Source organism: Thermogutta terrifontis, from assembly GCF_002277955.1.
Taxonomy (GTDB): Bacteria; Planctomycetota; Planctomycetia; order Pirellulales; family Thermoguttaceae; genus Thermogutta; species Thermogutta terrifontis.
Window position 1 is genome coordinate 2,981,550 of the sequence record NZ_CP018477.1, and the last position, 13,492, is coordinate 2,995,041.

Annotated in this window: 11 protein-coding genes; 4 read left to right on the forward strand and 7 right to left on the reverse strand. The window is 57.7% G+C overall.

Annotated features, from left to right (window positions below; genetic code table 11):
• The first annotated feature begins 230 nt into the window (after positions 1-230).
• The gene (locus tag THTE_RS11080) at positions 231-872 is read left to right on the forward strand and encodes a ClpP family protease (RefSeq protein ID WP_095415502.1); all 642 of its coding nucleotides are present in this window, start codon (positions 231-233) and stop codon (positions 870-872) included.
• Between the two features lie 152 nt (positions 873-1,024).
• On the forward strand, positions 1,025-1,627 hold the full coding sequence (gene clpP, locus THTE_RS11085) for an ATP-dependent Clp endopeptidase proteolytic subunit ClpP (protein WP_095415503.1): 603 nt from the start codon (positions 1,025-1,027) through the stop codon (positions 1,625-1,627).
• Positions 1,628-1,673: 46 nt separating this feature from the next.
• Here clpP and THTE_RS11090 read toward each other — a convergent pair whose 3' ends face one another.
• The 3 genes from THTE_RS11090 to THTE_RS11105 form a co-directional block, all read right to left on the reverse strand.
• A complete protein-coding gene (locus THTE_RS11090) occupies positions 1,674-2,615 on the reverse strand; it encodes an AAA family ATPase (RefSeq protein ID WP_095415504.1) in 942 nt (313 codons plus the stop codon).
• A gap of 354 nt (positions 2,616-2,969) precedes the next feature.
• A complete protein-coding gene (locus THTE_RS11100) occupies positions 2,970-5,453 on the reverse strand; it encodes a TolC family protein (protein ID WP_168175840.1) in 2,484 nt (827 codons plus the stop codon).
• A gap of 286 nt (positions 5,454-5,739) precedes the next feature.
• Entirely contained in the window at positions 5,740-6,237 is a 498-nt protein-coding gene (locus tag THTE_RS11105; protein ID WP_476718186.1) for a secondary thiamine-phosphate synthase enzyme YjbQ, read from the reverse strand.
• 160 nt (positions 6,238-6,397) lie between these two features.
• Between THTE_RS11105 and THTE_RS17995 the strand changes: the two genes are divergently transcribed.
• Positions 6,398-6,622, forward strand: a complete 225-nt coding sequence (locus THTE_RS17995; protein ID WP_157732032.1) for a hypothetical protein — start codon at positions 6,398-6,400, stop codon at positions 6,620-6,622.
• A 346-nt stretch (positions 6,623-6,968) separates the two neighbouring features.
• Entirely contained in the window at positions 6,969-7,142 is a 174-nt protein-coding gene (locus THTE_RS18695; protein ID WP_095415509.1) for an indolepyruvate ferredoxin oxidoreductase subunit alpha, read from the forward strand.
• A 190-nt stretch (positions 7,143-7,332) separates the two neighbouring features.
• Here the strand turns inward: THTE_RS18695 and THTE_RS11125 are convergent, their stop codons facing one another.
• From THTE_RS11125 to THTE_RS11140, 4 genes are all read right to left on the reverse strand, one after another.
• Positions 7,333-8,544: an MGH1-like glycoside hydrolase domain-containing protein gene (locus THTE_RS11125; RefSeq protein ID WP_095415510.1), complete on the reverse strand. Its 1,212-nt coding sequence runs from the start codon at positions 8,542-8,544 to the stop codon at positions 7,333-7,335.
• 148 nt (positions 8,545-8,692) lie between these two features.
• Positions 8,693-9,412: a 3-keto-disaccharide hydrolase gene (locus THTE_RS11130; RefSeq protein ID WP_095415511.1), complete on the reverse strand. Its 720-nt coding sequence runs from the start codon at positions 9,410-9,412 to the stop codon at positions 8,693-8,695.
• A 168-nt stretch (positions 9,413-9,580) separates the two neighbouring features.
• Positions 9,581-11,077 carry a sulfatase family protein gene (locus THTE_RS11135; RefSeq protein WP_095415512.1) on the reverse strand — a complete coding sequence of 499 codons (1,497 nt, stop codon included), beginning with the start codon at positions 11,075-11,077 and terminating at the stop codon, positions 9,581-9,583.
• A 58-nt stretch (positions 11,078-11,135) separates the two neighbouring features.
• Positions 11,136-13,289 (reverse strand): beta-galactosidase, encoded by a 2,154-nt coding sequence (locus THTE_RS11140; RefSeq protein WP_095415513.1) that lies wholly within the window; start codon positions 13,287-13,289, stop codon positions 11,136-11,138.
• Positions 13,290-13,492 lie beyond the last annotated feature (203 nt).

Genomic DNA, 13,492 nt, shown 5'->3' on the forward strand with positions numbered 1-13,492 from the left:
TCATGAATTGCGCCTACCTCGCGCCATGCCCTTAGATTCCGACAGATCCTTTCAAAAAAGTGGGGATGGGTCAGGGCAATCGGTCGCTTGTCAGGGCCCTGCCGGGCCGGGTACGATAACATTTCCTGTGCCCCCTGAATTCAACACCACTGGACGGCGTGTGAGGCAGACGGCTGGCAGTGCTTCCCGCCGCAAGACCTTGATCAACTGACCAGGTAAAGGACGTGCCTATGTCTGTCAATCCGTGGCTTCCATTCCCGATAGACCAGTTTGCGCAGGCCGGGTATCGCGATTATCAACGCCAGCGGCAACTCACGCTGGGTGACCTCCTTCTGGAAAACCGCATCATCCTCCTCCAGGGGCCGATCTACGACCTCAACGCGAGCGAGGTCATCATGAAACTCCTCTATTTGCAAAGCGAAAACCGACGGAAAGACATTCATTTTTACATCAATTCGCCCGGGGGAAGTGTCACTGCTACCCTGGCGATTTACGACACGATGCAGATTCTCAGTTGCCCGGTGGCCACCTACTGCGTGGGTCTGGCTGCCAGTGGAGGCGCGGTCCTTTTGGCCGGAGGGACCAAAGGCAAACGCTTCGCGCTCCCGCACTCCAAGGTGATGATCCACCAGCCCTACGGCCAGGTGGGCGGTCAGGTGAGCGACATCGAGATTCAAACACAGGAGATTCTCCGCACGCGGGACATTCTTAATCAAATTCTCGCGCAGCATACAGGACAGCCAATCGAACGCATTGCAAAGGACACAGACCGCGATTTCTACATGACTGCCGAGGAAGCCAAGGCTTACGGTATCGTGGACGATATTCTTTCCAAACAGTCCCAGGAAAAACCCGAAGACGAACTGGAATGAACCAGAAAGTGCCAGCCCAGGAAATAGCCGCTGTCATCTGGACTTCTTGCATTCTCCGAATCATGCGGTCTTTTGAAGCGGTTTACCGGGACCTGCACGCGTGAGGCAGCCGCCGCAACGAAAACAATGCGAAGTTGTCAGGAGACTCAATCATGACGCTGATCCCTTTTGTTATTGAACGGACGGGTCGGGAAGAGCGGGCGATGGATATTTACAGTCGCCTGCTCAAAGATCGGATTGTCTTTATCGGTGCTCCCATCACGGACGAACTGGCCAACTCGGTGGTCGCGCAATTGCTCTATCTGCAATCCGAAAACCCCAAGGCAGATGTGCACATTTACATTAATTCGCCAGGCGGAAGTGTGACGGCGGGACTGGCCATCTACGATACGATGCAATTCATCCGCTGCGATGTCGCCACCTACTGCATCGGACAGGCTGCGTCCATGGCGGCCGTGCTCCTGGCCGCAGGAACAAAAGGAAAACGCTACGCCCTGCCTAATTCGCGGATCATGATCCATCAGCCGATGGCCGGTGTCGAAGGAACTGCTACCGAGATCATGATTCACGCCAAGGAATTCCGGAACCTCAAAGAGCGGATCAATCGCATCCTGATCAAACACACGGGACACCCCCTTGAGAAAATCGAAAAAGACACGGACCGCGATTGTTTCATGTCCGCTGAGGAAGCCCGCGACTACGGACTGATCGACCACGTGATCGAGCGTGCCCCGGAGCCTGTGGAAAGGCAGTGAGTCTCAACTCAGAGGAATAGCGCAACGTTAAGCCCCCAAACGAACGTCACGCAGGCACCGGTGTGTCTTCAACGAGGCGACGGATGAGCGCTTCCACGGCGTCCCGCTGACCTCCGTGGAGATACCCCTGGGTGATGACACGGTGAGCGAGGACGGGCACGGCAAGGGCCTGGATGTCGTCTGGCACCACGAAATCTCGTCCCTCCAGAAAAGCCCGAGCCTGCGCCGCCCGGTAAAGGACCAGCGACGCCCGGACACTGGCCCCCACGCGGATTTCCGGGCATTTCCGAGTGGCTTCCACGAGGTCGAGAAGATACTCCAGCACGGATCGCTCCATGCGGACCTCACGAACGGCGGCCTGCAGCGCCAGCACCTGCTCCGTTGTGAGTACCGGCTCGAGCGAGTCCACCGGTTCCCCGTTGCGGTGCTGCTCCAATAGTTCCCGTTCGAAATCACGGGCGGGATATCCTACCGAAATCCGCAGCAAAAACCGGTCCATCTGACTTTCCGGCAAAGGATAAGTCCCCTCGAATTCCAGCGGATTCTGCGTGGCAATGACCAGAAATGGACGGGGCAGCGGATATGTCTTGCCCTCCACAGTCACCTGGGCTTCGTTCATGGCCTCCAGAAGAGCACTCTGCGTCCGCGGGGTGGCACGATTGATTTCGTCGGCCAGAACGACGTTAGCAAAAATCGGACCTGGATAAAAGACAAATTCGCGGCGATCTGCATGATATAAGTTGCTTCCCGTGATGTCCGATGGCAGCAGATCCGGCGTAAACTGAATGCGGCGGAAAACGCCTGCAATGCTTCGTGCGATCGCCTTTCCCAGCAGCGTCTTGCCCACTCCTGGAACATCTTCGAGGAGGAGGTGTTCCCCGGCCAACAGGGCGATCAGACACATCTCCACGACAGATTGTTTGCCGAGGAGCACACCGTTGATATTGTCCCGCAGGGCCTGGAGAAGGCGAAACGTTTCATTGTCCATAAGGCAAATACGCCCGACTCAAAAGACTGTCTTCTGTTGCTGGCGGAAACGAACAGAGGGGAGCATCACGGGTTTGCACCGCCTCACGTGCGCGGATCAATGTCGCTCCTGATGCCCCATTATAATCTAGCCAGCTTCGATGTCGTCCGCCCACACCTGAAAGGAGAAACGCCCGCCACGCGGGTGATGCGAGAACTGGGCAGGGAAACTGGCTCGAAGAGAGAAGATACGCCAGTCCCATCGCAATTCCAAATTCAAGACCATCCCCAGCAGCCCACAGTTCGGGCACGAACTGGGAGGAGTGCGGCAACTCCTCGCCAGGTTCAGACGGTGGGGGCGGATGCCGGTTCCACCTCAGGGTTTGATCGCCCGCCAGGATTCGGCGGTCACCCGTGCCGGTGTCTCCTCGGCTGATTGGTTCCGCGCATTCGCGGGTTTGCTCGTGGAGGGCACGTCGTCCGATACGCCCACCCAGGCTACCGGTTCCACCTCGCTTACCCCGTTCTTCTGCGCGAGTGTTCCCTCCGCTTTGTGCGTTGCCACGTCGCGCTGCGCCGATGACCGGCCGGGCTGCAAATGCGTGCCGAGCGCTCTCAACTCTAGATCGCCGGGAGAAACTTGCGAGGCAACGCGCTCATACGACCTGCCATGGGATACCCTTGTGTTCTGGCTCCCTTGCGAGCCCGAGTTGACCGAAGGTGCCTTCACGATGCGCAGGGTGGAGCCACCCTCTTTTGCACCCGAATCAGAACGGGGACTGAGCCGGGTCGTGGATGGAAGAGGTGGGACCTCCGGGCCTTCTTCGCCGGTGCTTTTCTGCGGCTTGGGAGCAGGTAACACCTCGGGCCCCTTCGGCTCGGTCTTGGATTCGGTCGCGTTTTCGCCCTCCGCAGTGAACGGATTACCGGAGTCCGAATCCCGTCGCCCCGCATGTTGATCATATTCCCCGCGGCTGAATACCGGCGGATTGGTCATGCCGTAGTTGAGATAGATTCCGGCATCGCGAGCCCGAGCCCGGCGAAGGGCGTCGAAGTAGGCTTTTTCCGGCCAGGGACCCTCAGTGAGATACACACCGTTGTATTCCAGGAGGGAACCCTTCCGAAAGTGGAGATGGCTGATCGCGAACATGTACTTGGTGAGGGCCTGATAATACTGAATTTCCGCTTCCGCTCGACGCTGCTGCGCGTTAAGCAGAAGATCCAGCGTGGCCGTCCCCGCATCGTACATCGCCGTGACCGCGCGGACTTCGTTTTCGGCGGCCACCGTTCGGTTGTAGTTCGTCTGGGCGAGTGTGTAATACTCGTCGATTTCCCGCAAGACCCAGGCAATCTGGTGGGAGATTTCCAGCTCCTGCTCCTGGAGGATCGCTCTTTCCCGGGCAAGGTTGAGCTGGGCGTTGCGGACAGCAGCAAGTTCCTTCCGGAAACCGATCGGAATCTGCAACTCCATGCCCAGCTCCCAGTCCTGGAAGTCGCCCGACGTGAGCGATCCGTAGGCGTTGGACCTGCTGTTATCGGGATCGAGCAAGTCATGTCCCAGGCCGTTCCATCGGTAAAACCCGAAGAAATCCAGGCGGGGGAGAAGGTAATTCTTGGCCGCGATCAACTCCAGCTCGGCTTTCTTCACACGCCATTTCTCCCGCCGAAGGAGCGGGTTGCGGACAAGGGCCTCGGCGTGGACATCGTAAAAGTCAAACTGGACCTTTGCCCGGGTGGGTTCGTCTTTGGGCCTGATGAGTCGTCCATCGGTGGCGGCAAGCCCCATCAGGTAGCGGAGATTGTTTTCCGCTTTGTAGAGCGAGCTGAGTGACTGTTCCACCGCAGCGCGAAAGGCCAGGTATTGTTGACGAGCCTGGGCCTCTTCCTGGGCACTCCCTCCACGACCGCCAACCTCGTACTTCGCCCGAACCTGCCGCCACGTCTGGAGGGCGGCGTCCCGTCCGGCAATGACCGTGTCGAGCTGGCGATACGCGAGATACAGGGTCCAGTAGGCCTTTTCCACGTCCAGGAGGAGTTCCGAAACCGACTGTTCAAACTCCGCCAGCCGCTGATCCGTTTCCAATCGCGCGATGAGCACCCCGTTGTACACTCCGGGAATGGTGTTGGGACCAGCAATCCGATTGAACGTCACCCCCGCACCCTGGAGTAACGGTTGCCGGAACTCTGCCTGAAGATTCGCTGTCCAGTGACTGGGCCAGGCCCGGCTGGCCGTGGCGTTATTCCATTCGTAGCCCACATTGTGACTGATGCTGAACGTCCCGCCCGTTGCGTAAGTCTTGGACAACTGCGTCTGAAACGTGCCGAGGTCCTGGCGAAAGGCCGATGGCCGAAAAAATGTGACAAAACCTGCCACGTTTTGAGGGGTGTCCAGTTTTTGCCAGAACAAGCGGGTACTCAGTTGAGCATCGAATTCGGCGAGCACCGCTTCAACACCGGTGCGAGGATTGGTCTCCTGCCTCGCCGGGTCGTAAATCGATGCCGTACCTTCCGGAGCCACAGTGAGCGTGGTCTCAGGGAGACGCGGTGCACCAACGTCCGGTTGATTCAGACTGCGGATGATCTTGCTGTTTTGAAGCGCGATCCGTGCCGCCTCTTCGAGTGAAAGATCCCAGTACTCTTTGACCTCACTGTTGGAAATCGTAAATGGTGGCAACGCCTTTTGCACTTCGTCCAGGGAATTAGCTTCTACGTCCGGATATTCAATTTGCGTGGCCTTATCGACGTAGTGGGAAAGATCGCCGTCTTCATGGAGGAAAAACGGTTGCTGCGGACGGCAACCGAGCATCCCGGCGAACACAATTCCGCAGACCACGGTGAGCATGCCTCTCGGCAGCTTCATGGGCGATATCCTCTCTGAAGCAGCAGCTCTTTTAGCGGGCATCAACGCGCCACCCAAACCACAACAAGCGCGTTAAATCCTGCGGAATTGTTATCGACGAGTTGATCGTTAAACTTTGACAAATCGGGTCATCTTAACACCCCGCCCTTCGGACGAGCGTCCCGGATGGCGCCTGCGCTAGTCGCAAGACAGATCAGAAAACATACGAAGCATGGAGGAAATAAACAAACGAACTGCGATGGCATGCGCCGCGGTTGCTGGCCCCTCTCAGAGCAAATCGAATTGGTCAGTCAGAGGATTTGTGGCCAAACAGTGTCAGCACGATCCGCCGCCCTGAATTGTGTCGGCGGTGTTCGCAGAGAAAGATCCCCTGCCAGGTGCCCAGGGCCAGCCGACCATTGCGAACAGGGATGAGCACACTGCAGCCCAGAATCGAGCATTTGCCGTGGCCAGGCATGTCGTCAGCACCTTCCACCGTGTGCACATACCGAAAGCCCTCCGGGACGAGATGATCCAGAAGGCGATCGAGGTCGGCCGCCACGTCGGGATCAGCAGATTCGTTGATGGTTAGGGAAGCCGACGTATGCTGAAGAAACACATGGAGAAGGCCGCACTGAAACTGCCGCAACTCCGGGAGCGCTTCGACAATATGTCGGGTGATGGGATGAAATCCTTTTCCAAACCGGGGCAGCTCGATTTCTCGCTGAACCCAATCCATTCCGCTCATATAACCTGTCTTTCGCACTTTTTTCAGAATACCAAAGCTCGCAATCTCGATTCTCATTCTCTGCCAATATGCAATGTACGATTCATTTCCGCAAGATTGCCGAATAAAATGAGGTGACACGGGAAGACCAATCGCACGCGGAAACCAGCGGCCTCGGCGGGATTAAAATTACGGCTTCCGCGGCATCAATCCACTTTGTCAGAATCAGGACCCGAGTATGACCTGCAAACACCTCCAAGAACTCTTTGCCCTGTGTGAGAGGTATAACCTGAAAATCACGGGTGCCGAACTCGTTCGCATTGTCTGTCCCACGTGTGGAGTGGATGAAGTCTGCCCCAACGTCCTGACGGAAGAATACGAGAGGCGCCACGGCGAAGTCTCTAGTGAGGAGACCGCCCCGCCGCAGCCGCAAGGGTCTTCAACCGCCACGCCGTCGCCCTGACCACTTCTCGTTGGTGTTGCTTTTCAAAAAACGGCTCACTTTCAGGCCCGATCGACCACTCGAACCTTTCACGATTCCGGCGCGGGCTGCCCTAATTTCGGGCGGCTGTGAGCTTCGACTGGCATGGCGAATCCAACCCAGTGGCTTTCTCTATGAGGCCCACACGGAGACGGTCCCTATTCGCGCGGAAAACCTCCACTATTAGACTAACGTTTTTCCCCGTCGCTTTCATGAGCTTTTTTGACGCCCTGAACGTACAAAATAAATAGGGTGACAATTCGAGCACCCTTTGGGTTTCGTTTTGACACAACGAAGTCACTTCAGCACAAGCTAAGGAGCCGAAGCGATGCCAGCAGTTGTCAATCAGGAAACATGCAACGGTTGCGGTGAATGCGTGCAGGCTTGCCCTCTGGATGCCATCAAGATTGAAAATGAAAAAGCTCACGTTGACCCGGATACTTGCGGCGACTGCGGGGCCTGCGTTGACGTGTGCCCAACGCAATCCATTACGCTCTCGTAATCCCCGCGACTGCCCACGATAAATCGGTAAACCGGGCATCCCCACAATGATCCCGCCTGAGATAACACTCAGGGGGGAGTTTTTCCGCGAAACTTCTCCACCACGCCTGAGGGAGCGGCTTAGCACGTTTTCTGGTGCGTCAAGCAGCACAGCGCTGACATTACCGGTGGGTAGATGGCCGGCGGCGTGGTTATTTTCGCGTCTTCAAGAACTGCCTGAACCCGGGCAGGGGAGCGGTGGCACTGGCAACGTATTTGGGAAGCCGGACAACTTCCCCGTTGGCCCATTCGACGAACCCTCGCTGGTGGCAGTCTGCCGCGAGGTCGAGAATTGTTTTCTCAGCCAGCGGGGGATCCGCCTCGGCCAGCGCCACAACAAACCAGCCTGCGGGAACGGGCCAGTAACCGCCGTTTTGATACGTCTCGGGAGGTGCCTTGCAGACTTCCCAATAGCTACCGCCCGGCAAGTGGCGGATTTTCCCTTTTTGGACAATCTCGCTGTAATGATTGCGAAAATAGGCACCTGTTTTGCGCCGCTGGCCGGGTGAAGCAACCCCCAAATAGACGGCGAACGCCGATCCCCAAATGTCAGGCTGTCCGCACTGATGCGTGGCCGCCAGAAAGAGACCGATCTTCTCATCCCACAGCGTTGTGCGGATCGCCTCGGCAAGACGTGCAGCCTCCCGCGCATAACCGGTCGCCTTTTCTGAGTTTCCGGCGGCCGACTCCATCTCAGCCATTTGCTGGTAACCCTGATACAGCAAGAGGGAACAGAAAAGAACCGCCCCTTTTTTGACAACCGTGTCCGTGAACCCATAGGGGCAACGGTCCCATTCTTTTGCCGGATCAATCCAAACAAGTCCAGAACTCGGCTCTCGGGGCACGACGGCGAGCGCCTTTTCAAGACGCGGAAGAATTTCCCGCAGAAGCTCTGGGTCTTTAATGCGTTTCCAGGTGTGATAGGCAACATCCACAAGAAACTGGGAACCATCGGCAACCGGATTTTCCCCCATGGTGCCCATCCCGGGCTTAAAGATGGGCTTGCCGTCGAAGGTGACACAATCGACGCATGTGCCGTCGGGTGCCTGGGCATTCAGAAAGATGGCCAGGCAGTTACGGAGTTCGTCTTCAGTGAAGGCATCGGCCGCTCCTTCTAGCACGTACGCGTAATCGCGGAGCCAGAAAGCCTCATAGCCGATGCCTACCTGAGGGGGAAAAACAGCCCGGCCGTCCGGAAGTGTCCGGCGGCATTCCCGAACCAGACTTCTCGCCTGGGATTCCAGCCAGGTCACCGCCTCGGAGACATCCCTCCACGGGAGTTCTCTCCCCTGCTCTGCGAAACTAACCGAAGCCCTCACCGTGGCGAGAACCGCGATCACGAGGCCCAACGGTGCCAATCGCATGGGGCATCCCCATTTGCTGAAGGTTCAGAGCAGTCCTGGCTGCCAGGCTGCATTGTGTGCAAAGGAAACAAGGCAGCCAACTAAGCCGTGGCAGATATCTCCGGTATTCGGCAACTGTCTAAAGTGCTGGGACAAACGACCACCCGGATCAGTGCGCTCCCGCTTGCTGCTGAGCTTCTTCGGGAGGAATTTCCCGAATGAAGATATTGCGGAAATAGAGTTTGTTGCCGTGATTTTGAAGCTCGATCGGGCCGGTGCGGTAGATGGGCTTGTCACGTTCCCAGTAGTTTTCCATCACCACGTTGTCCACCACCAGTTCTCCGTTCAGCCACACGCTCACGCGGTCTCCAATCATCCGGATGCGGAAGCGGTTCCACTCACCGATAGGTTTGTCCGCCCGTTTGAGCGGCTTATTCGGGTGCTTCTGATTGTTGTAAAGTCCCCCTGAACCCTCCGGATGGTCGTTGGCGTCCCAGATCTGGACCTGGGGGCATCCCCGGAGATAAATTCCCGAGTCCCCGTGGGGCAGGATTTTCCAATCCACCCAAAGCTCGAAGTCGCCGTAATCGCGGGCAGTGCAGAGGTTGTCGCCCTTTCCATCAAACACCAGGACGCCATCCTCCACATGCCAGTGTTCACGCATCCGCTGATCGGCGATTTCCTGGGCCTTGGCCAGCTCTTCAGGCGACATTTTAGCCCGAGTGACCGGATTTCCCACGAGGCCCTTCCAACCGGTCAAATCTTTCCCATTAAACAGGGCCACAAAACCGGGGGGCGGCACGTTGTTTTCGCCAGGTTCCGCCGCCAGGGCCACACCTACCATCCCAGTCAGGATGCTACTCAGAATCAGCAAGCTGAAAAATCGCATGACCTTCTCCTTTCGTGATTGACTGACAGTGTCCCCCGTAAACGCGATGTTCTCGCACAAAGCACCGATTCTTACCGTCGGCCCAAAGCATTGACCCCCACTTGGCTGGCTGCCATTCTAGCCGAGTCGGCGGACATGATCACGAGATGCCGTCAACCATCCGGATCGTCAACGGTTGCGTCGGACCGTACCTTCGCCTCCATAGTACGGTGCGCGGTCCCAGTAATCGGTGTCGCCCAGTGCCCGGGGGTCTCCCGTCGAGACCATCCAGTCGCGCAGTTTGGCTTTCAGTTCGTTCTCGACCTGGGCAAGTTCCGGTTTTCCCGATAGATTGTGCATCTCGCCGGGGTCCGCCTGGAGATCGTAGAGCTCGAATTCGGGCCGTTTGGCTCCGGCTGCCGCAAGGAAGAACGGGCGGATTGCCGGGTCGTCTTTGCGTGCGAGCATCTCTGACCAGGTGGGCGAGCCATCGATATCGCCGTAGTCCCGCCCCACGCTTTCCTCCGGTGGATTGCCAGCCGGCCAGAGCTGCGGGCGCAAATTCCAGATCAGATGCCAGCGTTCCGTAATGATGGAACGGATTGGATAACTCGCGTTGTTGGGTCGGGTGCAGGTGTGGCGTTCGCGTTCTGTAAACACGTGATCGCGTGAAGGATCCACCCGCCCCGACTGGTTGGACAGCAGGATGTTCAGGAAACTCCTGCCGGTCATCTCAGGAAGCGGCTCCAAACCTGCCGCCTCGAGGATTGTGGGAGCTACGTCGGTCAGCGAGATAAAATCGTCCACGATCCGGCCACCCGGCACGCGGGCCCGCCAGCAGATTGCCAGCGGCACGTGGGTACCCGCATCGTAACACGTCGCCTTAGCCTTGGGAAACGGCATCCCGTTGTCGCCAGTCACGATGATGAGGGTGTTATCGAGGCGACCGCTCTTTTCGAGCAATGCCAGAGCTTCGCCCAGCTCTCGATCGAAACGTTCCACCTCAAACAGATAGTCGGCAATATCACTTCGCACGATAGGCGTATCGGGGAGAAACGGCGGCACACGGACCCGTTTGGGGTCGATGCCGGCTGCCTCGCCCGAACCCTTTTCGTATGGTCGGTGGGGATCAGATGTCCCAAACCAGAAGCAGAAAGGTTTATCAGGCGGGACAGTTTTCAGAAACTGTTCAAAGCTTTTGAAGGAGGGACCTGCCGGATTCCGCTTTCTTCCCGTCCCTTCCAGGGAGCCGGGGCCCCAGCCTTTGCGCATGCTGCCGATGACGTAGTCGTTTTCTTCCAGAACATCGGGATAGCAGCGGAATTTGGCCATCAGACGGCTGTGCAGATTGGCACCCTCTTCCAGTCGATGCGAGGCCTGTCCGGTCAAGAGCGCTCCGCGAGACGCCGTGCAGGTCGGGGCATTCACGTGAGCGCGGGTGAAAAGCACACCTTCCCGGGCGATGCGGTCGAACGTGGGGGTCCGCGCCGCCGGATCGCCGTAGGCTCCAGCATGCGGCCAGGCCCAGTCATCAGCAATCGCCAGCAAGATGTTGGGACGTTCCGCCGGGCGCTCTTCCCCAAGGCCCGTGCTGGAAAACAACGGCACTGTCTGAAAGCCGGCAACAATCAGCAGCAAGTTGCCGATCATGCCGAAAAACCACCGTTGGATGTTGACGTGACTCATCGCTGAGATCTCCTCCCCAAAATTAACACTCGCCGCGTTGGGTCGGCGAAATCCGAGTTTAACGACCCTGGGAACTCCGCAGGGTGTACATAACGGATGCGATATCCCGAGCGGCCTGAATGATCTCGGGATAGGGTGTATCACACACGTCGAGAAAGCCGATCTGGTAGTTCTCACCGTCACCCCGACCGGTGGTGGCCTGATCCATAAGCTGGAACCAATGCGTGCCCACAATCTGCGGATGGAGCAAGGCGCTTTTCACGTACCGACGATAACATTCCGCGCGGTCTGCCTGATCAGCGGCTTCGCGGAGTCCCGTGTGGAACATCCCCCGGTCCAAGGCCCCGAAGTGAAATTCTCCGATGATCACGGGTTTATCAATTCCGTCGGGCAGACGGAGCGAGGCCACACTGACGTCATAGCGGTTGAAGCTGATAACATCGCAGTACAAGGCTGCGGCACGAATTGCCCGATCGTTCACCCAGGCAAATCGACAGCCCAGATAGAGTTTATCAGGCGCGAATTTTTTGACGGCGTCGTGGCAGCGACGGAAATATGTTTCAGCAATTTCGCTGCAGAAGGCCGCCAGATCCTCGCGGGCCTTTTTCTGATCCACCTCGTCCGTTTTTTGGAGGAAATCGTCCCAAGAGGCAAAACTTGTTCCCCAAATGGCGTTCAATTTGGCGACATCTCCATACTTTTGCCGAAGGCGCTCCTGGAAAACCTTTTTAGCGGGTTGATCTGCCGGCGAACGAACAGTCGCCACTGCCAGAGAAAGCTCGTCACCCCAGCTCAGCTCGTTATCCACGAAGTAGCCCAAACACCACGGATCTTTTGCCGAGGAATTGGCTTCCCGCTCCATCGCCGCCAGAAGGCCACGGTCAAAATCGGGATCAAACGGATCCGCAAATCGACCCCAGTATCCGGTGGAACCTTCGATCCGGCGGGCGCCTGAGGAAAGAGTCACCACATAAGGAGTGCGGCGCATGCTGTAAATAGCCGGGTCCGACCAGTTGCCAATGGTGTTAATGCCCCAGCTCCGCAACCGCTGATGCATTCGCTCGTTGAACGTTTTTTCCCAATTCGTGCCGTACTTTAGGAGGAGATTGGCGCCGGAAAAGCAAAACGTTCGATACGACTCTTTCTTCTGATAGTAGCCGTGGGGGGCCCATGAGCCCCGACCGTAAAACACGCCAAATGGACTATCCACCGGCGGGAGTTGGAACCAGTGCTCACGATCGGTGATGGGTGTGACCGCTGTGGTGCTGCGGACACAGTCGACCCCGTGCGACCAGAAGAGCCGCCCCTCTGGATCCACCAACCACCATCGGCCCTCGTGTTTGGTCACACGAAAGTGACCTGTTGCCTCCAGAATCGGCCCGCTCTTCCACCCGCCGAACTGATCCCAATCGCCTGGACCGGGATGGGCAGCCAGATCGCGATCCTCCTCCCGGATTCTTTCAGCCAGCTCCGCCGCGCTGTGGATTTTCCCGGGCCAGTCTCGATGTCGGTACTGCCCAAACTCGTCAATCAGCGGGAACAGATTGCTTGTATCACCACTCCACCAGGGGGGCGTTTGGAAGCTTTCGCTGGCCAGCACTTTTTGCACTTCCAGCACGGTGTTGGCGGAAAAACCTCGCATCGTGAGCGCCAGCTCTTCCACGGTAGCGACGTCGATGCCCCGTTCTGGGTCAAGCAGTTCAGGAAATCCCCGCATGCCAAAGAACACGTCCTTGAGCGCTTCGGGAACGACACGGCGGAGCGTCAGTCGAAGGTGCACGCGTTCGCCAGGTTCCAGAATGTAATCCCGGGAAAGATTCTTGCCCTTGCTCCTTGCTCGCCATTGAACCCGTAGTGTATCCGCGGAAGGATTGTGAAGTTCGATTCCGACGTAGCGAAAGGCCGTCAGATTCCAGGTCTTCTCAGGGGCTGGAAAGCGAACCATTGCCGAGTCTGCTCCCGCTTCCGGCCGGATCCTCAGGATCGAAACCCCATCGCGGGATGCTACCTCGGCTGTCGCCCGTTCCAAACGATAACCGTCTGCCTTTTGCGGCGACCACAATACTTCCACGGACGCGCCGTTCGGTTGCTCGGCCTGAGCCTGCCTGCCCGGGAACACCGGCAAAACATTCCAAGAGTTGCAAACAATCAGAACGGCTAGCGTGATCTGTAGGTAGCAGAGACATCCAGGCAAATTAAAGTACCGTCTCATGGGTTTGTCACCTCCGAGTTGCGGGCAGGATCCGCGACGTTTCCGGGAGCTAACTCCTCGAGCACGACCACGCTCATCAGTGCATGCGTTGATGTGCCACGATTAACCGTGCCCCTATCCTACGTCGGAGAGCCGTGCCCTTCAAGCACGTCAGGACCCGCGCTTCATCCCCCCTTCTGCAAAAACCACGAGATGCCGCGGGC

Bases quoted from the DNA above. Each gene is read 5' to 3' on its own strand.
- THTE_RS11080 (WP_095415502.1), top strand. From the start codon at position 231: ATGTCTGTCAATCCGTGGCTTCCATTCCCGATAGACCAGTTTGCGCAG.
- clpP (WP_095415503.1), top strand. From the start codon at position 1,025: ATGACGCTGATCCCTTTTGTTATTGAACGGACGGGTCGGGAAGAGCGG.
- THTE_RS11090 (WP_095415504.1), bottom strand. From the start codon at position 2,615: ATGGACAATGAAACGTTTCGCCTTCTCCAGGCCCTGCGGGACAATATC.
- THTE_RS11100 (WP_168175840.1), bottom strand. From the start codon at position 5,453: ATGAAGCTGCCGAGAGGCATGCTCACCGTGGTCTGCGGAATTGTGTTC.
- THTE_RS11105 (WP_476718186.1), bottom strand. From the start codon at position 6,237: ATGAGAATCGAGATTGCGAGCTTTGGTATTCTGAAAAAAGTGCGAAAG.
- THTE_RS17995 (WP_157732032.1), top strand. From the start codon at position 6,398: ATGACCTGCAAACACCTCCAAGAACTCTTTGCCCTGTGTGAGAGGTAT.
- THTE_RS18695 (WP_095415509.1), top strand. From the start codon at position 6,969: ATGCCAGCAGTTGTCAATCAGGAAACATGCAACGGTTGCGGTGAATGC.
- THTE_RS11125 (WP_095415510.1), bottom strand. From the start codon at position 8,544: ATGCGATTGGCACCGTTGGGCCTCGTGATCGCGGTTCTCGCCACGGTG.
- THTE_RS11130 (WP_095415511.1), bottom strand. From the start codon at position 9,412: ATGCGATTTTTCAGCTTGCTGATTCTGAGTAGCATCCTGACTGGGATG.
- THTE_RS11135 (WP_095415512.1), bottom strand. From the start codon at position 11,077: ATGAGTCACGTCAACATCCAACGGTGGTTTTTCGGCATGATCGGCAAC.
- THTE_RS11140 (WP_095415513.1), bottom strand. From the start codon at position 13,289: ATGAGACGGTACTTTAATTTGCCTGGATGTCTCTGCTACCTACAGATC.